This is a genomic window from Bradyrhizobium sp. LB8.2 (assembly GCF_040548035.1).
In the GTDB taxonomy this organism is placed as follows: Bacteria; Pseudomonadota; Alphaproteobacteria; order Rhizobiales; family Xanthobacteraceae; genus Bradyrhizobium.
This window is the reverse complement of the sequence record NZ_JBEPQV010000009.1, coordinates 25,102-49,847: the sequence shown is the minus strand read 5'-3', so window position 1 is coordinate 49,847 and position 24,746 is coordinate 25,102. Positions and strand designations below refer to the sequence as shown.

Annotated in this window: 26 protein-coding genes; 9 read left to right on the top strand and 17 right to left on the bottom strand. The window is 63.9% G+C overall.

Features of this window, described 5'->3' with window-relative positions:
- From ABIB06_RS13600 to sdhC, 9 genes are all read right to left on the bottom strand, one after another.
- Positions 1 to 243 carry a hypothetical protein gene (locus ABIB06_RS13600; protein ID WP_247344586.1) on the bottom strand — a complete coding sequence of 81 codons (243 nt, stop codon included), beginning with the start codon at positions 241 to 243 and terminating at the stop codon, positions 1 to 3.
- Positions 243 to 740, bottom strand: coding sequence for a pyridoxamine 5'-phosphate oxidase family protein (locus tag ABIB06_RS13595; protein WP_247344583.1), 498 nt, complete (start codon positions 738 to 740; stop codon positions 243 to 245). Before ABIB06_RS13595 ends, ABIB06_RS13600 begins: the two co-directional genes overlap by 1 nt.
- A gap of 71 nt (positions 741 to 811) precedes the next feature.
- A complete protein-coding gene (locus tag ABIB06_RS13590; protein WP_247344580.1) occupies positions 812 to 1,198 on the bottom strand; it encodes a VOC family protein in 387 nt (128 codons plus the stop codon).
- Positions 1,199 to 1,219: 21 nt separating this feature from the next.
- The gene (locus ABIB06_RS13585) at positions 1,220 to 2,044 is read right to left on the bottom strand and encodes an FkbM family methyltransferase (protein ID WP_247344576.1); all 825 of its coding nucleotides are present in this window, start codon (positions 2,042 to 2,044) and stop codon (positions 1,220 to 1,222) included.
- A 170-nt stretch (positions 2,045 to 2,214) separates the two neighbouring features.
- The gene (locus ABIB06_RS13580; RefSeq protein ID WP_354068852.1) at positions 2,215 to 4,389 is read right to left on the bottom strand and encodes a hybrid sensor histidine kinase/response regulator family protein; all 2,175 of its coding nucleotides are present in this window, start codon (positions 4,387 to 4,389) and stop codon (positions 2,215 to 2,217) included.
- Between the two features lie 192 nt (positions 4,390 to 4,581).
- Positions 4,582 to 5,364 (bottom strand): succinate dehydrogenase iron-sulfur subunit, encoded by a 783-nt coding sequence (locus ABIB06_RS13575; RefSeq protein ID WP_247444127.1) that lies wholly within the window; start codon positions 5,362 to 5,364, stop codon positions 4,582 to 4,584.
- Between the two features lie 43 nt (positions 5,365 to 5,407).
- Entirely contained in the window at positions 5,408 to 7,243 is a 1,836-nt protein-coding gene (sdhA, locus tag ABIB06_RS13570) for a succinate dehydrogenase flavoprotein subunit (RefSeq protein WP_247344571.1), read from the bottom strand.
- A 3-nt stretch (positions 7,244 to 7,246) separates the two neighbouring features.
- Positions 7,247 to 7,651 (bottom strand): succinate dehydrogenase, hydrophobic membrane anchor protein, encoded by a 405-nt coding sequence (sdhD, locus tag ABIB06_RS13565; protein WP_247344568.1) that lies wholly within the window; start codon positions 7,649 to 7,651, stop codon positions 7,247 to 7,249.
- Positions 7,648 to 8,046, bottom strand: a complete 399-nt coding sequence (gene sdhC, locus ABIB06_RS13560) for a succinate dehydrogenase, cytochrome b556 subunit (RefSeq protein WP_247344566.1) — start codon at positions 8,044 to 8,046, stop codon at positions 7,648 to 7,650. Before sdhC ends, sdhD begins: the two co-directional genes overlap by 4 nt.
- A 508-nt stretch (positions 8,047 to 8,554) precedes the next feature.
- Between sdhC and ABIB06_RS13555 the strand changes: the two genes are divergently transcribed.
- Complete coding sequence (locus tag ABIB06_RS13555; protein ID WP_247344563.1) at positions 8,555 to 9,415, top strand: sulfite exporter TauE/SafE family protein; 861 nt, start codon at positions 8,555 to 8,557, stop codon at positions 9,413 to 9,415.
- Here ABIB06_RS13555 and ABIB06_RS13550 read toward each other — a convergent pair.
- Positions 9,408 to 9,914, bottom strand: coding sequence for a hypothetical protein (locus tag ABIB06_RS13550; protein ID WP_354068854.1), 507 nt, complete (start codon positions 9,912 to 9,914; stop codon positions 9,408 to 9,410). The two genes, ABIB06_RS13555 and ABIB06_RS13550, sit on opposite strands and share 8 nt — an antisense overlap.
- Positions 9,915 to 9,941: 27 nt before the next feature.
- On the bottom strand, positions 9,942 to 11,471 hold the full coding sequence (locus ABIB06_RS13545) for a malonate--CoA ligase (protein ID WP_247344557.1): 1,530 nt from the start codon (positions 11,469 to 11,471) through the stop codon (positions 9,942 to 9,944).
- A 115-nt stretch (positions 11,472 to 11,586) separates the two neighbouring features.
- Here ABIB06_RS13545 and ABIB06_RS13540 point away from each other — a divergent pair, with 115 nt between their 5' ends.
- From ABIB06_RS13540 to ABIB06_RS13525, 4 genes are all read left to right on the top strand, one after another.
- Positions 11,587 to 12,348, top strand: coding sequence for an SDR family oxidoreductase (locus tag ABIB06_RS13540; RefSeq protein WP_247344554.1), 762 nt, complete (start codon positions 11,587 to 11,589; stop codon positions 12,346 to 12,348).
- Positions 12,349 to 12,653: 305 nt separating this feature from the next.
- The gene (locus ABIB06_RS13535; protein ID WP_247344551.1) at positions 12,654 to 13,208 is read left to right on the top strand and encodes a fasciclin domain-containing protein; all 555 of its coding nucleotides are present in this window, start codon (positions 12,654 to 12,656) and stop codon (positions 13,206 to 13,208) included.
- Positions 13,209 to 13,390: 182 nt separating this feature from the next.
- The gene (locus tag ABIB06_RS13530) at positions 13,391 to 14,020 is read left to right on the top strand and encodes a cytochrome b/b6 domain-containing protein (protein WP_247344548.1); all 630 of its coding nucleotides are present in this window, start codon (positions 13,391 to 13,393) and stop codon (positions 14,018 to 14,020) included.
- 14 nt (positions 14,021 to 14,034) lie between these two features.
- Positions 14,035 to 14,817, top strand: coding sequence for a molybdopterin-dependent oxidoreductase (locus tag ABIB06_RS13525; RefSeq protein ID WP_247344544.1), 783 nt, complete (start codon positions 14,035 to 14,037; stop codon positions 14,815 to 14,817).
- Positions 14,818 to 14,827: 10 nt separating this feature from the next.
- On the opposite strand, the gene ABIB06_RS13520 is transcribed toward ABIB06_RS13525, so the two are convergent.
- The gene (locus tag ABIB06_RS13520) at positions 14,828 to 16,060 is read right to left on the bottom strand and encodes a YbfB/YjiJ family MFS transporter (RefSeq protein WP_247344542.1); all 1,233 of its coding nucleotides are present in this window, start codon (positions 16,058 to 16,060) and stop codon (positions 14,828 to 14,830) included.
- A gap of 156 nt (positions 16,061 to 16,216) precedes the next feature.
- Between ABIB06_RS13520 and leuB the strand changes: the two genes are divergently transcribed.
- Positions 16,217 to 17,329: a 3-isopropylmalate dehydrogenase gene (leuB, locus tag ABIB06_RS13515; RefSeq protein ID WP_247344539.1), complete on the top strand. Its 1,113-nt coding sequence runs from the start codon at positions 16,217 to 16,219 to the stop codon at positions 17,327 to 17,329.
- Between the two features lie 99 nt (positions 17,330 to 17,428).
- Here the strand turns inward: leuB and ABIB06_RS13510 are convergent, their stop codons facing one another.
- A complete protein-coding gene (locus ABIB06_RS13510; protein ID WP_247344536.1) occupies positions 17,429 to 17,806 on the bottom strand; it encodes a hypothetical protein in 378 nt (125 codons plus the stop codon).
- A 156-nt stretch (positions 17,807 to 17,962) separates the two neighbouring features.
- A complete protein-coding gene (locus ABIB06_RS13505) occupies positions 17,963 to 18,751 on the bottom strand; it encodes a hypothetical protein (protein WP_247344533.1) in 789 nt (262 codons plus the stop codon).
- A gap of 116 nt (positions 18,752 to 18,867) precedes the next feature.
- Here ABIB06_RS13505 and ABIB06_RS13500 point away from each other — a divergent pair, with 116 nt between their 5' ends.
- Positions 18,868 to 19,902: an aspartate-semialdehyde dehydrogenase gene (locus tag ABIB06_RS13500; protein WP_247344531.1), complete on the top strand. Its 1,035-nt coding sequence runs from the start codon at positions 18,868 to 18,870 to the stop codon at positions 19,900 to 19,902.
- A gap of 120 nt (positions 19,903 to 20,022) precedes the next feature.
- On the opposite strand, the gene ABIB06_RS13495 is transcribed toward ABIB06_RS13500, so the two are convergent.
- Positions 20,023 to 20,667 carry a carbonic anhydrase gene (locus ABIB06_RS13495; RefSeq protein WP_354048401.1) on the bottom strand — a complete coding sequence of 215 codons (645 nt, stop codon included), beginning with the start codon at positions 20,665 to 20,667 and terminating at the stop codon, positions 20,023 to 20,025.
- A 111-nt stretch (positions 20,668 to 20,778) separates the two neighbouring features.
- Between ABIB06_RS13495 and ABIB06_RS13490 the strand changes: the two genes are divergently transcribed.
- Positions 20,779 to 21,666, top strand: a complete 888-nt coding sequence (locus ABIB06_RS13490; protein WP_247344525.1) for an HpcH/HpaI aldolase/citrate lyase family protein — start codon at positions 20,779 to 20,781, stop codon at positions 21,664 to 21,666.
- Positions 21,667 to 21,683: 17 nt separating this feature from the next.
- Here ABIB06_RS13490 and ABIB06_RS13485 read toward each other — a convergent pair whose 3' ends face one another.
- A complete protein-coding gene (locus ABIB06_RS13485; protein ID WP_247344523.1) occupies positions 21,684 to 22,202 on the bottom strand; it encodes a hypothetical protein in 519 nt (172 codons plus the stop codon).
- Between the two features lie 306 nt (positions 22,203 to 22,508).
- Between ABIB06_RS13485 and ABIB06_RS13480 the strand changes: the two genes are divergently transcribed.
- Positions 22,509 to 23,672 carry an MFS transporter gene (locus ABIB06_RS13480; RefSeq protein WP_247344520.1) on the top strand — a complete coding sequence of 388 codons (1,164 nt, stop codon included), beginning with the start codon at positions 22,509 to 22,511 and terminating at the stop codon, positions 23,670 to 23,672.
- 229 nt (positions 23,673 to 23,901) lie between these two features.
- Here ABIB06_RS13480 and ABIB06_RS13475 read toward each other — a convergent pair whose 3' ends face one another.
- Complete coding sequence (locus ABIB06_RS13475; protein ID WP_354048399.1) at positions 23,902 to 24,687, bottom strand: glycosyltransferase family 32 protein; 786 nt, start codon at positions 24,685 to 24,687, stop codon at positions 23,902 to 23,904.
- Positions 24,688 to 24,746: the final 59 nt, after the last annotated feature.

Below are 24,746 nucleotides of genomic sequence, written 5' to 3'. Positions count from 1 at the left end.
TCAAACGCGATCCCGCGGCGGACTTGCGTCCTTCGCGGGATTCGGTGTGAGCGGGCCGTTCGGTCCGCGCGATGGAATCTCTTCAGGCATGCGGCCCGGCAATTCGTCGGGCGGCGCTGGCGAGCCGGGCTCGCGCACCGGCGGCGCGATTTCGGGCTGCGGATTACCGGGCGGAATCCCCGGCGGCGGCTCGGCGGGCGTGCCGGGTGTCGACGGCGGAATCTCGGGCGGCTCGATCGGCATTACATCGAGACCTTGCGGTTATCGCCGATATCGGGCCGCGTGTTTGTCACCGCCGCAGCCGCCATCTTCACATAAGAGATCACGGTGCCGGGCGAGTCCCAGAACTCGGCATCATCAGGCGTGACCTTGAGCACGCGGATGTTCGGATCTTCGGCAGAGTCCCACCACGCCTTGGCCGGCGTCGAGAACAGCTCCTTGATCTTCGCACGGTCGTTGGAGACGATTGCGGTGCCTGTCAGTGAAACGTATTTCTGGCTGCCGGCATCCGCGAACGACAGGTTGATGGACGGGTGACGCGCGATCTCCTCGTCCTTGTGACGCCGCGCGTCGGTGAGGAAATAAATCGTGTTCGCGTTGCGATCGAGATAGGCGCTCATCGGCCGCGCCCGGAGCTTGTCGCCGTCGCGCGTCACCAGCATCGCGAATCCGATCGTCTTCATCAGATCCCAGGCGCGGTTCAAATCGCGGTCGACGTCGCGGGCATTGTCGTTGGCCATATCGTGCTCCTGTTGCAAGAGACGACAACGGCGGGCGCGGAACGAGGTTCCGGCCGAAAGACGGAACTTATCTATTCCGGCGCGTGGCAAACCGCCTCGATGTTGTGTCCGTCGGGATCGAGCACGAACGCGCCGTAATAGTCCGGATGATAATGCGCCCGAATGCCGGGTGGTCCATTGTCGCGGCCGCCGGCGGCCAAGGCCGCCTTGTAGAACGCGTCCACCGCGGAGCGGTCCTTGGCCGTGATCGCGACATGCACCGGCTTGTTCAGCGCGCCCTCGCCGCCGATCCAGAAATCCGGCTTGCCGTCGGCGCCGAAGCCGGCGGCCGGATCGTGGCCGGTCTGCTCCTGCGTGACCTCCATGATCAGGCTGTAGCCGAGCGGCGCCAGCGCTTTGGCGTAGAACGCCTTGGCGCGCTCATAGTCGGAGACCGGAAAGCCCATATGGTCGATCATCGCAACCTCCGTCGTTTGTCGTCAGCGCGACAGGAACGTATTGCTCCGCGTCTTGCGCGCAACGGCAAAGCCGCGCGCGACCATGTCGGCAATACAGTCCTGCTGCCATTCCTTTTGTGACAGATGCTCGATCACCACCGCGCGCGGCCATAGCGATTGCGGCGCGTCGCGGAAGAAGCCGATCAGCACGCGGTCCTCGAAGCCTTCGACGTCGATCTTCAACGCGTCCACCTTCGTGACGTCTGCCTCGTCGAGAATGCGCGTCAGCCGCAGCGACGGGACCTTGATGGCCTCCGCGCTGGCGGTGCCGGTGACGACGTGGGTGGCGCCGAGATTGCCGCCGCCGCTCTCGATCATGAGCTCGCCGTCGCTGTCGCCTGCGGCAGCCTGCACCAGGCGCACCTGCGTCGCTTTCGATGCGGCCTGGTTGAATGAGAGCCGCCCAAACGTCATCGGATGCGGTTCGATTGCGACCACTTTCCCTGATGGCCCGACCTGCTGCGCCATCACCAGCGCAAAAGTGCCGACATTGGCGCCGACGTCGACGAACACGCCGCCCGCTGGGGTGTGCTGGCGCAGGAAGTCGAGCTCGTCGAGATTGTAGTCGGGATTGAACAGCGCACCGCGCTCGGTCGCGCTGCCCTGGTGATAGAACCGGAACGAGGCGCCCTGATACGTCACGTCGACGGGACCACCGCGCAGCAAATTGACCAGCCGCGACATCCAGGGCCGGAATGCGCCGCGCTTCAGCCCCGAGCGTTGTGCGAGGCCGATGATCGCGGCCTGCGCCGCATTCGGCGCAAACGCGCCGAATGGCGCGGACGAAGGAGCCTTGTCGGTCGTCAAGTCGGAGTCCTCGTTGTAAGCGGCGCATGCATAACCGGTTTTGCCGGGGACTCCAACGGCGGAAGACGTCTGTACGGGCTTTCCCGGATTGAGCTGCGCACCGTCCGAGCTACGCCTCACGCCGCCTTCTTGACCATCCTCATCATCTTGTCCTGATTCCATGTGCCGGATCATTCGGCAGCGCCGCCACGCACCCGGCGGAGCCGGGCGACCCGATGCAGGATGCGCGACAGCTGATCGATTGCGTAGGGCTTTTGCACGAGCTCGAAATCGAAATTGCCGTCCTGGGACAGCGCCTCGCTGTAGCCGGTCGTCAGCACGACCGGCACGCCGATGCCGCGGTCGCGGATCGCCTGCGCGAGATCGAGCCCGGTCATGCCCGACATCACGATGTCCGAGAAAACGACATCGAAGCGATCGGCGTCCATGACCAGCTCGGCGAGTGCATCGGTTGCATTGTCGACCAGCGTGATGCTGTAGCCGAGTTCGGTGAGGCCGTCGGCGGCGAAATTGGCGAGCTCGATATTGTCCTCGACCAGCAGCACCGACATGCCGCTGCCGGCCACTGCCGGGGCCGTGTTCGGTGCCTGCCGCTGCGGCAGCAGGTGCGGCGCCACGCGCGGCAGATAGAGCGAGAAGGTGCTGCCTTGGCCCACCTCGCTGGTGACCGTCACCTCGCCGCCGGACTGCCGGGCGAAGCCGAACAGCTGCGACAGGCCGAGACCGGTGCCGTGGCCGACCTGCTTGGTGGTGAAGAACGGCTCGAAGATGCGCTCGAGCCGCGCAGCCGGAATGCCGATGCCGGTGTCGCTGACGGCAATGCTGACGAAGCCCAGATGACCTGGAAGATCATGGGTGCCTGTACGGTGATGGCTGCCCGAGACGGGAGCCCGCGTCTCCGTAATCGTCGTCACGGTCTCGACGTTGAAAACGATCCTGCCCTTGCCGTGCATGGCATCGCGCGCATTGGTCGCCATGTTGATCAACGCCGTCTCGAACTGGCTTGCATCGACATTGACGAGGCAGGGCTCGGCCGGCAGCCGCATCGCGATTTCGATCGCGGGTCCGAGCAGCGTCGCGAGCATGTCGTGCAGCGACTGCATCCGCGCGCCGACGTCGAACACCTCAGGCTTCAAGGTCTGGCGCCGCGCAAACGCGAGCAGCTGCGATGTCAGTTTGGCCGCGCGTGCGACCGCGTCCGCGATGGCGGTGATGTAGCGCTGGCGCCGCTCCTCGCTCAGTTGCGGCCGGTTCAACAGGTCGACGGAGGCGCGGATCACGGTCAGGAGGTTGTTGAAATCGTGCGCGACGCCCCCGGTGAGCTGCCCGAGCGCCTCCAGGCGCTGGCTGTGCTTGAGTGCTTCCTCGGCTTCACGTCGCGCTGCGGCCTCGGCCTGGAGATGCTGGGTGCGCCGGATCGCCAGCGCCAGCAGCAGGAACAGCAGCGCGGTGGCGGGAACGCCGAACACCAGATGCTGGCCCATGGTGGCGAACCAGCGCGCGCGGATGGCCGAGGTCTCGAGCCCCGCGCTGACATAGATGGGATATTCGGCCACGCGCCGGTAACCGATGCGGCGCTCGATCCCGTCTGAAGGCCACGCGACGGTGATGAGGCCGTGCTCGGGGTGAGCTGCGATGTTCCGGCCGACCGGTCCGTTGGGATCGAGCCGAAGGTCGCGGTCGAGCCGCGGAAGATGCGCCAGCACCACCCCGTCGGGGCGTCCCATCGCGAAGAAGCTGCCGGGATCGGAGCCGATCCTGGCATAGAAGCTCTCGAAATATTCGGGCAGGACGGAGGCCTGGATCACGCCGATGAAGCTGCCGTCGTCGGAGTCACGGCGGCGGCTAACCCCGAAGAAGCGAGCACCCTGATAGGGCGCGCGCGGTGTCAGCGAGGCGCCGATGAATGTGCCGATGGCCTGGTCGACATGGGCATAGAAATAGTCGCGGTCCGCAAAGCTCTGCTCCGGCGGCGGCGAGGCAAGGCTGTTGACCAGCGACTTTCCGTCCGCATCGAAGATCCAGGCCGATTTGAGCTGCGGCAGCGATAAGGTCAGCTGCTTCAGGCGGCGGTGCAGGGCCGGTTCGCGCGAGCGGATGACGTCGTCGGGCAGGCCGCGCACCACCTCGTTGAGCTCGGCGAGGCTGCGGTCGATCGTCTCGAACACCTTGAGTGCGTGCTCATGTGCGACATCGAGGGTGCGCTCGATCTCGCGGTCGGCGATGTCGTGTGTCGAGGTGTAGGAGATCGAGGATGCGATCGCGAACAACGCAATCGGGAGCGCCAGGGATGCGCCCATCATCCACTGCAACAGTCTCAGCGAATTGCGTTGCGCGCCCTGCACGGTCGCTCCGGTCCCCCACCGGAGAGCTTACTTGAATTTTACGCCGGGAAGGAAGCGGCTTGTGGCGATAACCGGAGGTTGCAATCCGCCGGTGCGCTCGCTCACGGAGCGGAGGAGAAATCTACTCCAACAGGCGCCCGCCATAGAAAATGCCCCGGCCGTTTCGGCCGGGCATCGCAGCATGAATGACGCCTAGATCTGGCGCTCGACCAGCTTGAGCTTGAGCTCGGCGATGGCTTCCGCCGGGTTGAGGCCCTTCGGGCATGCCTTGGCGCAGTTCATGATGGTGTGGCAGCGGTAGAGGCGGAACGGATCCTCGAGATCGTCGAGGCGCTCGCCGGTGGCCTCATCCCGTGAATCGGACACCCAGCGGTTGGCCTGGAGCAGCGCGGCGGGACCGAGATAGCGCTCGCTGTTCCACCAATAGCTCGGGCACGAGGTCGAGCAGCAGGCGCAGAGGATGCACTCGTAGAGGCCGTCGAGCTTCTCGCGGTCCTCGTGGCTCTGCTTCCATTCCTTCTGCGGCGTCGGCGAGGTCGTCTTCAGCCACGGCTCGATCGACGCATATTGCGCGTAGAAATTGGTGAGGTCGGGGACCAGGTCCTTCACCACCGGCTGGTGCGGCAGCGGATTGATCTTCACCGCGCCGTCCTTCACGTCGTGCATCGAGCGGGTGCAGGCCAGCGTGTTCTGGCCGTCGATGTTCATCGCGCAGGAGCCGCAGACGCCTTCGCGGCAGGAGCGGCGGAAGGTCAGCGACGGGTCGATATGGTTCTTGATCCAGATCAGGCCGTCCAGCACCATCGGACCGCAATCATGGGTGTCGACGTAATAAGTGTCGACGCTCGGATTTTTGCCGTCGTCCGGGTTCCAGCGATAGACGCGGAATTCGCGCGTTTCGGTCGCGCCCGCGGGCTTCGGCCAGGACTTGCCGCCGGTGATTTTCGAGTTCTTCGGAAGTGCGAATTCAACCATTTCGATCAAGGCCTTCGCTGTTCGATCAATACACGCGCGCCGCTTAGTAAACGCGAGCTTTGGGCGGGATGTACTGGACGTCGTTGGTCATGGTGTAGTCGTGAACCGGGCGGTACTCGATCTTGACCTTGCCGGAGTCTTCCAGCCAGGCCAGCGTGTGCTTCATCCAGTTCTTGTCGTCGCGGTCGGAAAAGTCCTCGCGGGCATGCGCGCCACGGCTCTCGGTGCGGTTGGCGGCCGAGTTCATCGTCACCACCGCCTGCGAGATCAGATTGTCGAATTCGAGCGTCTCGATCAGGTCGGAATTCCACACCAGCGAGCGGTCGGACACGGCGATGTCGGTGATGCCGCTGTGGACCTTCTCGATCAGATTCTGACCTTCGCTCAGGATGTCGCCGGTGCGGAACACTGCGCAATTGTTCTGCATCACATGCTGCATGCCTTCGCGCAGTTTTGCGGTCGGCGTACCACCGGAGGCGTAGCGGTAATGGTCGAGGCGACCGAGCGCGAGATCGGCCGAATTCGTCGGCAGTTCGGGCTGCTTGGCGTTGGGCGTGAGCTTTTCGGCCAGCCGCAGCGCGGCGGCGCGGCCAAACACGACCAGGTCGATCAGTGAGTTCGAGCCGAGGCGGTTGGCGCCGTGCACGGAGACGCAGGCGGCTTCGCCGATCGCCATCAGGCCGGGGATGATGGCGTTGTCGTCGCCGTCCTTCTTGGTCAGCACTTCGCCGTGATAATTGGTGGGGATGCCGCCCATGTTGTAGTGCACGGTCGGCACGATCGGGATCGGCTCGCGCGTCACGTCGACATTGGCGAAGATCTTTGCCGATTCGGAGATGCCCGGCAGGCGCTCGGCGAGCACCGCGGGATCGAGATGGTCGAGATGAAGGAAGATGTGGTCCTTCTTCTTGCCGACGCCGCGGCCTTCGCGAATCTCGATGGTCATCGCGCGCGAGACGACGTCGCGTGAGGCGAGGTCCTTCGCCGACGGCGCATAACGCTCCATGAAGCGCTCGCCTTCGGAGTTGACGAGATAGCCGCCTTCGCCGCGTGCGCCTTCGGTCACGAGACAGCCCGAGCCGTAGATGCCGGTCGGGTGGAACTGCACGAATTCCATGTCCTGCATCGGCAGGCCGGCGCGCAGCACCATGCCGCCGCCGTCGCCGGTGCAGGTGTGCGCCGAGGTGCAGGAGGCATAGGCGCGGCCATAGCCGCCGGTCGCGAGAATCACCGTCTGTGCCCGGAAGCGGTGCAGCGTGCCGTCCTCGAGCTTGATCGCGACGACGCCGCGGCAGGTGCCCTGGTCGTCCATGATCAGGTCGATGGCGAAGAACTCGATGAAGAACTCGGCCGCGTGACGCAGCGACTGGCCGTACATCGTGTGCAGCATGGCGTGACCGGTGCGGTCGGCGGCGGCGCAGGTGCGCTGCGCCTGGCCTTTGCCGTAGTCCAAGGTCATGCCGCCGAACGGGCGCTGGTAGATCTTGCCGTCTTCGGTGCGCGAGAACGGCACGCCCCAGTGCTCGAGCTCGTAGACCGCCTCGGGCGCGTTGCGCACCATGTATTCGATCGCGTCCTGGTCGCCCAGCCAGTCCGACCCCTTCACGGTGTCGTACATGTGCCAGCGCCAGTCGTCCTTGTGCATGTTGCCGAGCGAAGCCGAGATGCCGCCTTGCGCCGCGACCGTATGCGAGCGGGTCGGAAACACTTTGGTGATGCAGGCCGTGCGGAGGCCGGCTTCGCCGCAGCCGACCACGGCGCGCAAGCCCGCGCCGCCGGCGCCGACCACGACGACGTCATAGGTGTGGTCTTCGATCGGATAGGCTTTTCCGTTGGTGGCGGGAGCGCCGTTGCCCTTGCCATTCGTTCCTGTGGCCATGGGTTACACTCCGGAGGAAAGTTTCACGATCGCGTAGGTCGAGGCGAGCGCCACGGCGATCGAGAAGAAATTGTTGAGCATGACCGAGATGAGCTTCAGCTTCTCGTTATGGATGTAGTCCTCGATCACGACCTGCATGCCGATCTTCATGTGCCAGACGCTGGCGACGATGAAGAGCAGCATGATCACCGCTATCGGCAGCGAGCCGAGGATCACCTTGGCGCCGGCCTGGTTGCTGCCGAGCGTCATCATCACGACGACAATCACCGGCAGCATCAGCAGGGTCATCGCGACGGCGGTGATGCGCTGGCGCCAGAAATCGGAGGTGCCGGAATGTGCGGCGCCGAGATTGCGGACGCGCCCAAGTGGGGTGCGCATGCTGCGCTTCGGGGTGTCGGCTGCGCTCATCGTACACCTCCGATCGCGTAGGCGATGATCCAGATCAGCACCGTCAGCACGATGCCGCCGATCAGCGCGCCCCAGGTCAGCGCTTCGCGCTCATTGGCCTTGAAGCCGTAACCGAGATCCCACACCAGGTGCCGGAGGCCGCTCAACATATGGTGCATCAGCGCCCAGGTGTAGCCGAACACGATCAGCCGGCCGATGATGCTGCCGGTGAACGCCTGGACGGTGGCGTAGGCGGCGTGGCCGGAGGCTGCGGCGACCAGCCACCAGACCAGTAGCAGCGTCCCGGCGTAAAGGGCGATGCCGGTGGCGCGATGGACGATGGAAAGGGCCATCGTCAGCGTCCAGCGGTAGACTTGCATGTGGGGAGAAAGCGGTCGTTCGATCCGTGCGGTCATGGGCTTCGATTGCTTTATTGCGGCCCAGCATGGGCGCGCGGGGATCGCGGAAGGTCGGCTCTATTTACGGAGTCGATTTGGCCTGCGCAATCACCAATTCGCCATCAATCGAACCGGCGTTCAGCGCTATGGCGTTGATGAAACAAGGCCAATCCGGTGCCTGGTATACCAGGGCGCTGGCCCACGGACCAAACATAGAATATATATTCATTTCTTCGTGCTTCCCGTCCATCGTCATTGAAATCGCTGTTGGAACACCTCTAAACGGACCATCCCGTCCCGTCCAAACTTCCGATGGCGTGTGCCAGCGGACCTCCCGACCCGGTCTGCAAGCTGCCGCTTCACCATTTTTGGGGCATCTGCCGGATATGCGCAGCCTGCATTCCACCCCAGCCCGCAAATGCGATGTGTCGACCGCGCAAACCAGATCGCTTACAGCTTTCCGCGCAACCATGTCCGGGCGCATGCCTCGGAGACGTTGCGACCAGTTGCGGGGGGCAGGTCAGGGGTGATTGCAGGTCTCGATATCAAGGAGATCGTCGAACTCGCGCTGCTGCTGATCGCAACGGGCGCGCTCTCGGGATTTCTGGCCGGCGTGTTCGGCATCGGCGGCGGCGCGATTCTGGTGCCGGTGTTTTATGAATGCTTCCGCATCGCCGGCGTGCCACTGGAAGTGCGTATGCCGCTCTGCATCGGCACATCGCTGGCCGTGATCATCCCGACCTCGATCCGTTCGTTCCAAGCGCATTACAAGCGCGGCGCCGTCGACACCCCCATCCTTCGCGTCTGGTGGCTACCGATCGTAATCGGTGTCATCGCAGGCAGCGTGGTCGCGCGCTACGCGCCGGAGCGGCTGTTCAAGATCGTGTTCGTCGCCGTCGCGTGGTCGGCCGCGGTACGGCTGATCTTCGCGCGCGAGAGCTGGAAGCTCGGAGATGACTTGCCGAAGGGTCCGCTGATGCGAATCTACGGCTTCTGCGTCGGCATTTTGTCGACGTTGATGGGCATCGGCGGCGGCCTGTTCTCGAACCTGCTGATGACGTTCTACGGCCGGCCGATCCATCAGGCAGTGGCCACATCGTCGGCGCTCGCGGTGCTGATCTCGATCCCCGGCGCGCTCGGCTACATCTACGCCGGCTGGCCGGCGGCGGCCAGCTATCCCGGCGTTGCAGCCCTGCAAGTCCCGTTCGCGCTCGGCTACGTCTCGCTGATCGGCGCCGTCCTGGTGATGCCGATGAGCCTCGTCACCGCACCACTCGGCGTGAGAGCCGCGCACGCGATGTCGAAGCGGACGCTGGAGGTGGCGTTCGGGTGTTATCTCTTCATTGTCGGCAGCCGGTTTGTGTTGAGCCTGGTGGGCGCTAGTTAACCGACCGGTCCTTCAATCTCACTTCGCTCCGAGTCCACACCCGGAGATCACCTTGCGCATCCAGGAGGTCGGCCTCGACCAACGCCTGAATGCGGGCCGCGAACACTTCATATTCGATAGGTGCGCCTAGCTCTCCCTCCTCGACCTTCTCCGCCGCGCAGTAAAGGACCATCGCCACCTTCTGCCAGCGAGGTTTCATCACGGAGAAAATGATTCGATCGATATCGGTCTCCAGCACCGACGGCGGCAGCGAGACTTCCTCCCAGCGAACTGTGCTGTCGATTGTTGCCGGCGGTAGCGGCGGCTCCAGGTCAGGGTGTCTTTTGTAGATCAGTCGCAGAAGCTTGAACTGCAAATGGAAAACCGCCGTTACAAGCGGTTCTGCAAACAGCTTTCTGCCGTCATCGCCAACATCGACGATCGCGGCCTCAGCTCGGCGGAATGCCGCGGCAGCATCGAGCAGGTTTTTGTGTATCTTTTTTGCTTGCTCTCGGTTCATGTCCCCCAGCCCGGAGCGATTGCGCCCCTATTTCTTCGCGTACAGATCCTTGTACGTATCCCGCAAAATATTCTTCTGCACCTTGCCCATGGTGTTGCGTGGCAGCTCGTCGACGACAAAGACGCGCTTGGGCATCTTGAACTTTGCCAGCCGGCCGTCGAGCGCCTTCAGCACCGCCGCCTCGCTCACATCGGCGCCCTTGTTGCAGACCAGCACGGCCGTGACGCCCTCGCCGAAATCGGCATGGGGCACGCCAATCACGGCTGATTCGATCACGCCGGGCATGGCGTCGATCTCGCTCTCGATTTCCTTGGGGTAGACGTTGAAGCCGCCGGAGATCACGAGATCCTTGCCGCGGCCGAGAATGTGGACATAGCCCTTGGCGTCGATCTTGCCGAGGTCGCCGGTGATGAAGAAGCCGTCGTCGCGGAATTCCGCCTTGGTCTTCTCCGGCATGCGCCAATAGCCTTTGAACACGTTCGGGCCCTTGACCTCGATCATGCCGATTTCTTCACGCGGCAGTTCCTTGGCGGTTTCAGGATCGGTCACGCGTACGGAGACGCCGGGGAGGGGAAAGCCGACCGCGCCGGGCACGCGCTCGCCGTCATAGGGATTCGACGTATTCATGTTGGTCTCGGTCATGCCGTAGCGCTCGAGCACCGCGTGCCCCGTGCGCGCCGACCATTCGCGATGGGTTTCGGCCAGCAACGGCGCCGAGCCCGAGATGAACAGCCGCATGTGTGTTGTAGTTTCGCGCGACAGCCCGGCGTTCTGGAGCAGGCGGGTATAGAAGGTCGGCACGCCCATCAGCACCGTGGCACGCGCCATCAGCTTGATGATCAGATCCGGGTCGAGTTTTGGCAGGAAGATCATCGCCGCGCGCGCGAACAGCGTCACATTGGTGGCCACGAACAGGCCGTGGGTGTGGTAGATCGGCAGCGCGTGGATCAGCACGTCCTTGTCGGTGAAGCCCCAGTAGCCGACGAGCGCGAGCGAGTTCGATGCCAGATTGTCATGGGTCAGCATCGCGCCCTTGGAGCGGCCGGTGGTGCCCGACGTGTAGAGGATCGCGGCGAGATCGTCGTTTGCACGCGACACCGTGGCGAATTCGCTGCTCGCCTTGTCGGCGGCCTCTGTCAGCGAGCCCTTGCCGTTCGGCCCGAGCGTCTCGACTTTTGCCTTCACCTTGGCGGCGATCGGGGCAAGGCCCTCCGCCTTGGAGGGATCGCAGACCACCAGCGAGGGCTCGGCATCGCCGATGAAGTAGTCGAGCTCGTTCAGCGTATAGGCGGAGTTGAGCGGCAGATAGACCGCGCCGGCCCGCACCGTGGCCAGGTACAGCACGATGTTGGCCACGGATTTCTCGACCTGCACCGCAACGCGATCGCCGGGCTTCACGCCGCGCGCGACCAGCACATTCGCCATTTGACCGGCCCGCGCGATCAGATCGCCATAGCTGATGCGCCCTCCGTCATGCGTCTCGATCGCAAGGCGCTTCGGATCGTCCAGGCCGTCGAACAGGCGGGAAAACAGGTTGGCGTTGGCAGCTGGGTTCATGCAAGATTTCCTCGACCGCAGGAACTTGTACGACAAGGCTCGTCAGACAAGGCCGGTCAAAACCGAGGGCTGGATTAGCAAAAACCGCCCCAATGAAGCAACGGAGACAGTTTGCATGACCAAAAACGGGAAACGCGTGGCCTGGGTCACGGGCGGGGGCAGCGGGATCGGGGAAGCCGGTGCCGAGGCGCTCGCGGCCGACGGCTGGATCGTCGTGGTCTCGGGCCGCCGCAAGGACGCCCTGGATACCGTGGTTGCGAAGATCGCCGGGGACGGCGGGGCGGCCGAGGCGATTGCTCTGGACGTGTCGGTCGCCTCCGAAGCCCAGAAGGCGGCCGATCAAATCGTCGCGAAGCACGGCCGGATCGACCTGCTCGTGAACAATGCCGGTATCAATGTTCCCAAGCGGAGCTGGAAGGACATGGAACTGGAGGGCTGGGACCAACTGGTCCAGGTCAATCTCAACGGCGTGCTCTATTGCATGCGCGCGGTGCTGCCGACGATGCGCAAGCAGCAGGACGGCGCCATCATCAACGTCTCGTCCTGGGCCGGCCGCCACGTCTCGAAAATGCCGGGCCCGGCCTACACCACCACCAAACACGCCGTGCTGGCGCTGACCCATTCCTTCAACATGGACGAATGCGTCAACGGCCTGCGCGCCTGCTGCCTGATGCCGGGCGAGGTGGCGACCCCGATCCTGAAGCTGCGCCCGGTGGTGCCGAGCGAGGCCGAGCAGGCGAAGATGCTGCAATCCGAAGATCTGGGCCGCACCATCGCGTTCATCGCGAGCATGCCGGCGCGGGTGTGTATCAACGAGCTGCTGATCAGCCCGACGCATAATCGCGGGTTTATCCAGACGCCGCACAACAGGGATTAGCAGGACGTAGAGCCGCTCGCGTCATTGCGAGCAAAGCGAAGCGATCCAGAAATGCGTGCGCGGTAGCAGTCTGGATTGCTTCGTCGCTTTGCTCCTCGCAATGACGGGTTGATGCACCCCACGAAGCATCTCCCACATAGTTTCACGCATCACGATAAATTATTGTTCGAAACCCCATCGCAAACCCTCCCGTAGTTTGAGCCAACGACGGCGCTGCTGCTTCACGCTCACAGGTTCGCAGCCACTGTTGTTGCCCAACTCGAACGCCGGCCAATGCCGGTCACCATCCAATCGGGAGACTCTCCATGTCGAAGCGTATTGCCTATCTCGCTGCCGCCGCGTTCAGCACCCTGGCCATCACCGCGACCGTCGTCGCGCCCGCCCGCGCCGAGGAAAAGACCGTCATGGTCGGCGGCGCCGCGATGTTCCCGTCCAAGAACATCGTCCAGAACGCCGTCAACTCGAAGGACCACACCACGCTGGTGGCGGCGGTGAAGGCGGCCGGCCTGGTGCCGACGCTGGAAGGCAAGGGCCCGTTCACGGTGTTCGCGCCGACCAACGCCGCCTTCGGCAAGCTGCCGGCCGGCACCGTCGACACTCTGGTCAAGCCTGAGAACAAGGCCACTCTGACCAGGATCCTGACCTACCATGTCGTGCCCGGCAAGCTCGAGGCCTCCGACCTCACCGACGGCAAGAAGATGAAGACCGCCGAAGGTGAGGAACTGACGGTGAAGAAGCAGGACGGCAAGGTCTGGATCGTCGATGCCAAGGGCGGCACCTCGATGGTGACGATCAGCAACGTCAACCAGTCCAACGGCGTGATCCATGTGGTCGATACCGTGCTGATGCCCGCGACGTAACCCCGCGCGGTCCGGCTTCATCCCCGAACCGGATGCGACGAAAAAGCGAGCCGGGGATACCCGGCTCGCTTTATTGTGACCACTATAGATCGCCGGTATCGATTCAATGTCGGACAGGGCGTAACGAAAGCGGAAGCATCGGCGTATAATTGCTGTCAGACGATGTTCAGGACGGAACCATCATGTCGAGCCTCACAGTCACCGATGAGCAGGTCAGCGCCGCCCCGGCCAAAGTAATCCAGCCGGCCTGGGTCCGGGTCATGCACTGGATCAACGCGCTCGCCATGATTCTGATGATCCTGTCGGGTTGGCAGATCTACAACGCCTCGCCGCTGTTCGGCTTCACTTTTCCCCGCGACTACACGCTCGGCGGCTGGCTCGCCGGCGGCCTGCTCTGGCATTTTGCGGCGATGTGGCTGTTGATGATCAACGGCCTCGCCTATCTCGTCACCGGTTTCGCCACCGGCCGCTTCCGCAGGAAACTGCTGCCGATCACCCCGTCCGGCGTGCTTCACGATGTCAGGGCGGCGCTGACCTTCAAGCTCGGCCATGCCGATCTCACCGTCTACAATTACGTCCAGCGCGTGCTCTATGCCGGCATCATCGCGGTCGGCGTGCTGATCGTGCTGTCGGGTCTGTCGATGTGGAAGCCGGTGCAACTGCATTGGCTGGTCATGCTGTTCGGCGACTATCCGACCGCGCGCTACATCCATTTCTTCTGCATGGCCGCGATCTGCGCCTTCCTCGTCATTCACGTTGTGCTCGCGCTGTTGGTGCCGAAGAGCCTGCGCGCGATGATCATCGGCCGTTGAGCGGAGCAAGAACCATGGCAAAACGCTCATTCCTGATCCCCGGCGTCGACAAGCGGCTGCTGATCAAGGACTCCCTCAAGACGATGCCTGATGTCAGCCGTCGCCGCTTCATCGCGGGCGGCGCCAGCTTGGGGGCGCTGACGCTGCTCACCGGCTGCGACGTGATCGACTCGTCCTCCGCCGAGGAGATGCTCAAGACGGTTTCGAAATTCAACGACGCCGTGCAGGATTTCATCTTCAATCCCGACGCGCTGGCGCCGACATTCCCCGAGAGCGCGATCACCAAGCCGTTTCCGTTCAACGCCTATTACGATCTCGACGACGCGCCGGATGTCGACGGCGCCGACTGGAAGCTCGAAGTCCGCGGCCTCGTCGACAACAAGAAGTCGTGGACGCTTCCGGAATTGTACAAGCTGCCGCAGGTCACGCAGATCACCCGTCACATCTGCGTCGAGGGCTGGAGCGCGATCGGCAGCTGGACCGGCACGCCGTTGCGCGACTTCCTCAAGCTGATCGGTGCCGACACGCGCGCAAAGTACGTCTGGTTCCAGTGCGCCGACAAGGACGGCTACAATTCTCCGCTCGACATGCGTACCGCGCTGCATCCGCAGAGCCAGATGACGTTCAAATACGCCAACGAGATCTTGCCGCGCGCCTACGGCTTCCCGATGAAGATCCGCGTCCCGACCAAGCTCGGCTTCAAGAACCCGAAATACGTGGTCTCGATGGAAGTCACCAACGACTACAAGGGCGGTTATTGGGAAGATCAGGGGTATAATTCGTTCAGCGGGAGCTAGTCACGCTGTCCTACGGCACCGAGCCCTTCGGCCCCACCTTGCGCTGGCACAGCGCCGCAACCGCCCCCAACGCCAGCAGCGCCGCCGACACATTCAGCGCGTAACTCAAGCTCCCCAGCGCATCCGTGATCGCGCCGACCACGATCGGGCCGAGCGTCTGGCCGACGCCGAACGAGATCGTCATCGCCGCGATCGCGGTCGGCCACACCTCCGGCGGGTAGTTGAAGCGCACGAAGGCGGTGGTCGAGCCGACCACGGCGAAGAAGGCGACGCCGAACACGACGGCGGAGACCGCGAGCCATGCCGGCGAATGCCCGAGCATCGGCAGGGCGGCGCCGAGCGCGTTGGTGCCGAGGATGATGGCGGTGGCAAGCCCGCCGCGATCGAGCGCGAGCACGCCGCGCCAGGCCCACGGCGTGACGAAGGCGCTGAGACCGATCAGGCTCCAGAACGCCGCCTGCGCCGCGGGGCCGCCGCCGCCGTCGCGCACATAGGCGATCATGAAGGTCATGTAGGCGATGTAGCCCGCGCCGAACAGGAAGTAGCCGGCGAGATAGATCAGCACGGGCACAATCGCGAAGGCGGCGTGGCCGCCTTGCGAGAAACGCACTCCGCTCTCGATGCGGACCAGGAACAGCGGCACGGTCATCACGACGGACAGCAGCGTCAGCGCCCACCACACGATCCACCACGATCCCGGCCCGAAATATTGAAGCGTGAACGGGGCGATCAGGCCCGAGGCGAGAATGCCGATGCCCGGCCCGGCATAGAACAGGCTGAGGAGGAAATTGGCCCGCTGCGGGCGCGATTGCGCGATCGAAGCGGCCAGCGCGCCTCCGGCGACGAAACCGGCGGCGGCACCGAAGCCGAGCACGAGACGCGCCAAGCTCAATGCAACGAAATTCCCGGTCAGGGCGCAAGTCGCAAGGGCGGCGACGCAGGCCAGGGTTCCGCCGCGGATCGCGGCCGCCCAGCCGACGCGCTGGATCAGCCGGGACGCCACAAGCGCGCCCGCGAGATAGCCGACGGCGTTGATGGTGTTCATGAAACCGGCGGCCGAGTAGGACCAGCCGAGGTCTTCCCGCATGTCCGGCAGCACCAGGGCATAGGCAAAGCGGCCGATGCCGAGCCCGACCGTCGCAGCCAGCGACAAGGTCAGGATCAGCCGCGCGGGATGGGCGTCGGGTGGAGGGCGGCGGTCTTGAGCAAAACAGTCTTGGGCGGGCAAGGGGTACTCCGGCATGCGCAGTGTGGCAGGCCCTGCCTGCCTTGCACAGCCGCGAGGCGGCAATGGTGTCTTGCCAAGCGCGCAACGCCGCTCTAGCACTCCGGCCGAAATTCAAGAGCGCCGTCATGCCCGGCCTTGTGCCGGGCCATGACGAAACGGAGGAAGAACGTCATGGCGACCCACAAGCTGCTGCTGCTCCCCGGCGACGGTATCGGCCCCGAAGTGATGGGCGAGGTGAAGCGGCTGGTCGACTGGCTCAATTCGGCCGGGATCGCCAAGTTCGAGACCGACACCGGCCTGGTCGGCGGTTCGGCCTATGACGCGCACAAGGTGTCGATCTCGGAAGGCGACATGGCCAAGGCGCTTGCCGCCGACGCCATCATCTTCGGCGCGGTCGGCGGCCCGAAATGGGATGCCGTGCCCTACGAGGTGCGCCCCGAAGCCGGCCTGCTGCGCCTGCGCAAGGATCTCGGCCTGTTCGCCAACCTCCGCCCCGCCGTCTGCTACCCGGCGTTGGCGGATGCCTCGAGCCTGAAGCGCGAAGCCATCGAGGGCCTCGACATCGTCATCGTGCGCGAGCTCACCGGCGGCGTCTATTTCGGCGAGCCCAAGACCATCACCGATCTCGGCAACGGCCAGAAGCGTGCCATCGATACCCAGGTCTACGACACCTATGAGATCGAGCGCATCGCCCGCGTCGCCTTCGAGCTTGCGAAGAAGCGCAAGAACAAGGTGACGTCGATGGAGAAGCGCAACGTCATGAAGTCGGGCGTGCTCTGGAACGAGGTCGTGACCCAGGTCCACAAGCGCGAATATGCCGACGTGACGCTCGAGCATCAGCTCGCCGATTCCGGCGGCATGATGCTGGTGAAATGGCCGAAGCAGTTCGACGTCATCGTCACCGACAATCTGTTCGGCGACATGCTGTCCGACATCGCGGCGATGCTGACGGGATCGCTCGGCATGCTGCCGTCCGCCTCGCTCGGCGAGGTCGACGTCAAGAGCAAGAAGCGCAAGGCGCTGTACGAGCCCGTGCACGGCTCGGCGCCCGATATCGCAGGCCAGGGTCTCGCCAATCCGATCGCGATGATCTCGTCCTTCGGCATGGCGCTGCGCTATTCCTTCGACATGGGCGATCTCGCCGACAAGGTCGATGCCGCGATCGCGGCCGTGCTGGCCAGCGGCCTGCGCACCGCCGACATCAAGTCGGACGGCACCACAGCCGCCTCGACCACGCAGATGGGCGAAGCGATCTTGAAGGAATTGCAGAAGCTGCACGCTTAGAGTCGTAGCCCGGATTGCTTCGCGAAATCCGGCTACACGACAAACAAAAATGGCCGGGCGCGAGCCCGGCCATTTTTGATTCAGGTCGATAATTCCGCCTCAGTACAGCGGGAAATTTCGCGGGTATCCGCCAACATCCGACGGGGTGCTGAGCGGCTGGCGATCGATTGGACGGGTGTTGTTCTCGCGCGCGAATGTCGGGAGACCATTCTCCGGCGGAAACGCATAGTCGGAGAACTTGCGGTCGCCCGGATTGACCTCGGTGCCGCCGTCGAGCCAGGAGCGCTTGCTCACATAGAGGCGGGTGCGGCCCTGCTGATAGACGGTGTTGGGGCCGCTCGGTCCGTAATAATGCCGGCCGCGATCGTCATAGCGCTTGGGCTTGGTGTCGGCCGAGGCCGGCGTCGCGAGGCTCATGGCAACCACGGCGCCTGCCGCGAGCCACGTCGCCAATTTGGCAGAGAATTTCGAGCTCATCACGTCCCCTTCAGGCGGCAAGCCGCCAGTCGATATCATCCCATACTAGCCCGGCCCGGGCGGCCGCAACTAGGTCTATTGGGTCACACCAGCGCGGAATAATCGTGCGCGTTGGCAAAAGTTGCATGAATACCAGCCACTTGAGCTTGATGCCGGTCAGAGCGCTCCGCGCAATTGTGCGTTCGCGGCACCCAGCAGCCAGTCCGACGAACCCTGGGAAGTGCAAGCGCGGCGCTTCAGCTCCGCATGGGCGAACAATTCGGCCAGCTTCGGCTCGTTGCCCGAGGTCAGTAGCGTCAGCCGGTTCAACGTGCAGGCGATCGCCGCGCGCCGCTCGGGCAGGGTACCGCCTTGGCAGGAGAAGCCGGAGATCTGGAGCGCTGGCTCCTCGCTGCGCTTGAGGTAGCCGAGGCAGGACGACGCGCCCGCCGCCGTGCCCGTTGGCCGGAACAGGGCGACATGGCCGAATTTGGTGTCGATCAGGCCGGCCTGCTCAAGCGGGGTCGCGGTGCCCAGTCCCATCTGGACGGCCAGGTCCGCGGTCGCCGGACGCGCCACGTCGAATTCGTCGCCTTCCCGGTAAATCTCGAGCTCGGCCACGGGCCTGTCCGCCTCGCTCGCCCAGCGCATCACGTCCCTGCGGCCGCCTTCGGGATGCCTGAGGATGGTGTAGGCTCCTGTTTTTTCTGATGAATCGAGCCGGCTGAGGGCGAAGGCCGGATGCGAGCGGTCGGCTACGCTCCAACCCGGCTTCACCGCCGACCCATCGTCGCGGAGCTCAGGCAGCTGGCCGAGTGCCGCAAGCCCGAGGATGGCAAACAGCACCAAAGCCCCCACATAGACGAACAGACGCGCCAGCGTGCCGACGATCTCATCGGCGAAGGCTGCGAGCGCCAATTGGATTTGGGTGGGGGTTGCGGCCGTGCTGGCCTCAGGCGACTGCATCCACGGCCTTCAGGCATGGTCCAACGTTGTCTTGAGGCCGGTTCTCGCATAGAAGCGCTGCTCTTCCTGTTTAAGCCTCAGCTTCAGGAAAGAGCTTTTTCGTCGGAGAGTGAACGATGGGTTACAAAGTCGCAGTCGTCGGCGCGACCGGCAATGTCGGACGGGAAATGCTCAACATCCTCGACGAGCGCAAATTCCCCGCGGACGAGGTGGTGGCCTTGGCGTCACGCCGCAGCATGGGCGTCGAGGTCTCCTACGGCGACCGCACGCTGAAGGTCAAAGCGCTCGAGCATTACGACTTCTCCGACGTCGACATCTGCCTGATGTCGGCGGGCGGCGAAGTGTCGAAGGAATGGTCGCCGAAGATCGGCGCCGCCGGCACCGTCGTGATCGACAATTCCTCGGCTTGGCGCATGGATCCGGACGTGCCGTTGATCGTGCCGGAAGTGAACGCGGACGCGACCGCGGGCTTCAAGAAGAAGAACATCATCGCCAACCCGAACTGCTCGACCGCGCAGCTCGTGGTCGCGCTGAAGCCGCTGCACGACAAGGCCACCATCAAGCGCGTCGTGGTCTCGACCTATCAGTCGGTGTCGGGCGCCGGCAAGGATGCGATGGACGAACTGTTCTCGCAGACCAAGGCCGTCTACACCAACCAGGAGCTGGTCAATAAGAAGTTTCCCACGCGCATCGCCTTCAACGTCATCCCCCAGATCGACGTCTTCATGGAGGACGGCTACACCAAGGAAGAGTGGAAGATGATGGCGGAGACCAAGAAGATTCTTGATCCCAAGATCAAGCTCTCCGCGACCTGCGTGCGCGTGCCGGTTTTCGTCGGCCATTCCGAGGCCGTCAACATCGAGTTCGAGAACCCGATCACCGCGGATGAAGCGCGCGACATCCTGCGCAAGGCGCCGGGCTGCCTCGTCATCGACAAGCATGAGCCCGGCGGCTACGCTACGCCGTACGAAGCGGCCGGCGAGGACGCCACCTATATCAGCCGCATCCGCGAGGACGCGACGGTGGAGAACGGTCTCGTGCTGTGGTGCGTGTCGGACAATCTGCGCAAGGGCGCCGCGCTCAATGCGATTCAGATCGCCGAAGTGCTGATCAACCGCAAGCTGATCAGCGCGAAGAAAAAGGCGGCGTAAGGGCGGGATCTCGTAGGGTGGGCGAAGGCGCGCACTTCGCGCGCCGTGCCCACCATCTTTCCAAGATGACGAAAGAAGTGGTGGGCACGCTTCGCTTTGCCCACCCGACGAAGGGCGACTTCAAGCCACGCTTCGCGCGTTCCTGAATTCCTTCGTGTCCTTGTCCAGCACGAACAGCGACCCTTCCGCGACGCCGAAATAGGCGCCGTGGGTCTGCATCTGGCCGGCGTCGACCGCCTTCTGCACGAACGGGAAGGTCATCAGGTTTTCGAGGCTGCGGAACACCGCGGCCTTCTCGATGCGCTCGACGAATTGCGCCATGGTTTCGTGGTCGCGCTGCTCCACCACTTCGCCGGGCTTGATGAACATCTGCATCCATTTGCCGATGAAGTCGCCAGGCGTCAGCGGCTCGATCTTGTCGACGAAAGCGCGGATGCCGCCGCATTGTGCGTGCCCGAGCACCACGATGTGCTTCACCTGCAGCACCGTCACGGCATATTCCAGCGCCGCAGAGACGCCGTGCGCGTTGCCGTCGGGCTGATACACCGGCACCAGATTGGCGATGTTGCGGACCACGAAGAGTTCGCCCGGGCCGACGTCGAAGATCACTTCGGGCGAGACGCGGCTATCGCAGCAGCCGATTACCATCACTTCCGGGAACTGCCCCTTCACCGACAGCTCGCGGTAGCGGGTCTGCTCGGTCGGCAGCCGCTGGGTCGCGAAGGCCTTGTAGCCTTCCAGCAAGTGCTCTGGGAATGTGTTCATGGCCTATGCCTAATCATATACCGCAGGGGCGAACAAGCCTTTCGAATAGGCAGGCCAGATGCTATCGGCTTCGGTCGGAAGTGAGACGAGGAAACCGGAAGGAACGCTTGCATGACCCGCCCGCGCCGCAGCCATCTGTTCATGCCCGGCTCCAACCCCCGCGCGCTGGAAAAGGCGCGCAATCTCGCCGCCGATGGCCTGATCCTCGATCTGGAAGACTCCGTCGCCCCCGATGCGAAGGCATTGGCGCGCGACGGGATCGCTGCCGCGATCGCGGCCAAAGGGTTCGGCAAGCGCGAGATCCTGATCCGGACCAACGGCCTCGACACGACCTGGTGGGCCGACGATTTCGCGATGGCGGCCAAGGCCTCGCCCGACGGCATCCTGGTCCCGAAGGTCTCCAGCGTCGAGGACCTCGACACGATCGGCCGCCGTCTCGCCGAGCTCGGCGCGGCGCCGACCGTAAAAGTCTGGGCCATGATCGAGACCGCGCGCGCGGTGCTGCATGCGGAGGAACTGGCTGCCGCCGGGCGCGATCCCAAGAGGCGCCTGTCAGGTTTTGTGTTCGGTCCGAACGACATTTCGCGCGAGACCCGGATCAAGATGCTGCCGGGCCGCACCGCGATGATCCCGATGATCACGCATTGCATCCTGGCAACGCGCGCCCACGGCCTCGAAATCCTCGACGGTCCCTACAGCGACATCGCCAATTCCGACGGCTTCGCCACCGAATGCGCGCAAGGCCGCGATCTCGGTTTTGACGGCAAGACGCTGATTCATCCGTCGCAGATCGACGCCTGCAACGCGATCTTCACGCCGCCCGAGGAGGAAGTCGCGCGCGCGCGAAAAATCATCGCGGCGTTCGAATTGCCGGAGAACGTCTCGCGCGGCGCGATCCGTCTCGACGGCGCCATGGTGGAGCGCCTGCACGCCGACATGGCCCGACGCACGATCGAGATCGCGGATGCGATCGCCGCGATGGGCAAGGGTCAGGGCTAGGGCGCGTACCGCATCAGCTAGTCGCGGTATCGGCAGAACTCGTCCCCGTTTTCGTATTCGAGACAGGTCTTTACGCGAGGACGAGGCCGGACTTCGTGGTAATTGCGGCCTTCGCTGCGATTCGCAGAGCCATATCCGGGGCCGCGATCCATGTCATCATCGTCGCGCCGCCAATTTCGTCCCGTGGTCTGATGATCCTCATCCCGGTCCATCATGCGTCCCATCTGGCGCTGACGCATGCGGTCCATGTCCATGCGGTCCTCGCCACGCTGCCGCGTCGTCCAATCTCGATTGATCCGCGTGTCTTCGGCGCTGCGGCGGTCTCGGTCGCGGGATTGGTCCGACTGCTGAGGTGTGCGGTCCGGCTGAGTTGGGGTGTTTTGGGTTTGGGATTGGCCCGACTGTTGAGGGGTGCGATCAGGGCCAGCTTGGCTGGAAGATTGGTTCGTATCCGGCGTCGTCTGCTGAGCAGACGCGGTGACGGGAACGAAGCCAGAGAGCAGGAACAGGACGGTTGCTAAGTCTGAACGGCGCATGATCTCACCTCGCGAGTTTGCTCTCTAACCGCGCGGCTCAGCTTTTGTTCTTAGTCATCTTCGCCTTTCGGCCGCGATCTCGGTTTTGACGGCAAGACGCTGATTCATCCGTCGCAGATCGACGCCTGCAACGCGATCTTCGCGGACGCGATCGCAGCGATGAGCAAGCCGTAGCTCAGCCTCGTCACTCGGCGCTTCCCATACGATAGGCGCGGGTCCCTTGGGGAACCGACGCCGTCATCGGCCGTTGCTTTGCATCGAGCGGCTGGGACAATCGGAGCCCGCCTTGGCGCGGGCTATCGCTGCATGCGCATTTGGCAAGGAAGTTCGCCGGCCTTCACGTTCGTGTTCACCATGGGCATCGTCAATCTGTTCGGCGATGTCACCTATGAGGGCGGCGGCAGCATCAATGGCCCGTTCATGGCGACGCTGGGGGCGAGCGCCGCCGTAGTCAGCATCACCGCCGGCGCGGGAGAGTTTCTTGGCTATGCGCTGCGGCCCTTCTCCGGATACGTTGCCGACAAGAGCGGGCGCTATTGGCTCATCACCTTCATTGGCTATGGCATCAACCTGATTGCGGTGCCTGCGATGGCGGTTGCAGGAAACTGGCAGGTCGCCGCTTTGCTGGTGCTGGCCGAGCGTGTCGGGCGCGCGATCCGCAAGCCGACGGTCGAGGCGATGATCTCGTACACGACCGGCGAACTCGGCAAGGGGTGGGTTTACGGTCTCAACACCGCGCTCGACGAGGTCGGAGCTACGATCGGACCGCTCATGATTGCCGCCGTCCTTTTCTGGAATGGCAGCTATCAGCTGGGCTATCTGCTGCTGCTGATTCCGGCGTTGCTTGCATTCCTGTCGCTTGCTGTGGCGCGCGCCGGCTTTCCCGTGCCTTCGAAGCTCGAGCAGGGTCAGACCGCTTCGGCCGGTGATTTCTCGCCTGCCTTCTGGGGCTACATGATCGCAGGCGCATTCTTTGCTGCCGGCCTTATGAGCTTTGAGCTGATCTCGTATCATTTCGATCGAACGCACGTCGTGACCGGGCAGTGGATACCTGTCTTCCTCGCGATCTCCACCGGATGCGGAGTCCTCGTCAGTCTTGCTTTCGGGAAGCTGTTCGATCGCTTCGGGCTACCGGTCGTGCTCGTTGCAGTTCTGCTGTCGGCGACGTTCTCGCCCTTCGTGTTCTTCGGCGGCTTCGGCACGGCGCTTGTGGGCATCGTATTGTGGGGAATCGGCTACGCCACTCAGGACACGCTGCTCAAGGCGCTGGTTGCCACCGTCCTGCCGGAAGGCAGGCGCAACCTTGCCTTCGGTCTGTTCTATGGAGGCTATGGCATTGGCTGGCTGATCGGCAGTGTCGTGACGGGTCTGCTCTATGAGCGCTCGATTCTGGCGCTGGTCATCTTCGCAATCGCCGCGCAGCTTGCATCTTTGCCGATGTTTGTCCTTGCCAGCCGCTTACAGCGTTAGCGGGTCACCGGCGCCGCAATCATCGCTGCCGCGCGTCCGCTCCGTTGGCATAGAGCAGGTGCCCCGACAAATGACTCGCATCCGTAGAGACGGGCAGCAGGCACAGGAACCCAGCAATGCGCAGGGCAGATTCAGTGCGCCGTGGGTCACCCGATCGAGCGTTTCCAACGTCGACGCATTGGCACGGTAGCCCTGATAGTTCTCCGCCGCGCTGGATCAAACGGCGTGTTCAGCCGAACCGCTCCGCCGCCCATGCGTACAGGCTGCCCGGGATCGGCTTTTCGCCGCCGCGCCCTTTCGGCGAGATGTGCAGGCCTATGATATCGGGGTCGCTGACGAGGCCGAGATAGTTCGAGGGGTCGAAGAACAGTTTTGGCTCGGCATGCACGGCATAGAACGATTGTTTCGGTAGCGCGCAGCTCAGCTCGCCGGTGCGACGGGCGAGCGCGGTCAATGCCGCTGGTCCGAAGATCGCGACGCGGATGTCGGAGAGGCGGTTCGAACCGCCGCGCAGGCGGCGCACCGCAAACGTGACGCGATGGCGCAGCGACAGCCAGTCCGGCGTCAGCTCCTCCTGCTCCATCAGCTCCTCAAAGGCGTCGACAATGCCGTGCTCGGCCGGCAGATAGATCACGGAATTGCCGAGCTGGCGCGGCCGCTCCCAGGCGAAGTAGGGCTTTGCGGGATCGATCTCGGCGGGCTTGAGCAGCAGCACGTCGGCATCGAGCCACAGGCCGAGGCCCTTTGCCATCAGCTTCATGCGGAAGAAATCGCTGAACTGAAGCGTGGTCCAGTCGCGCCAGCTTCCGTCCGGTTGCGGCGGCCGCAATCGTTCGGAGAAGGCGTGGGGCAGGATCGCCTCCGCCTCCGCATTGCCGACACCCGCGGGCAGGCCGGGAATGGTGTCGAAGCTGTAGACCGTGACCTTGTGGCCGGCCGCGAGCTGCGAACGCAGACAGGTCTGGCGCAGGGTGTCCATCGGGCCATGCCAGAAGGTGACAATGTCGGGCAGCATGCGCGAAGCTATACGAGATAATGAGGGCAAAGAAAAAGCCCCGGCGCTGATGGCACCGG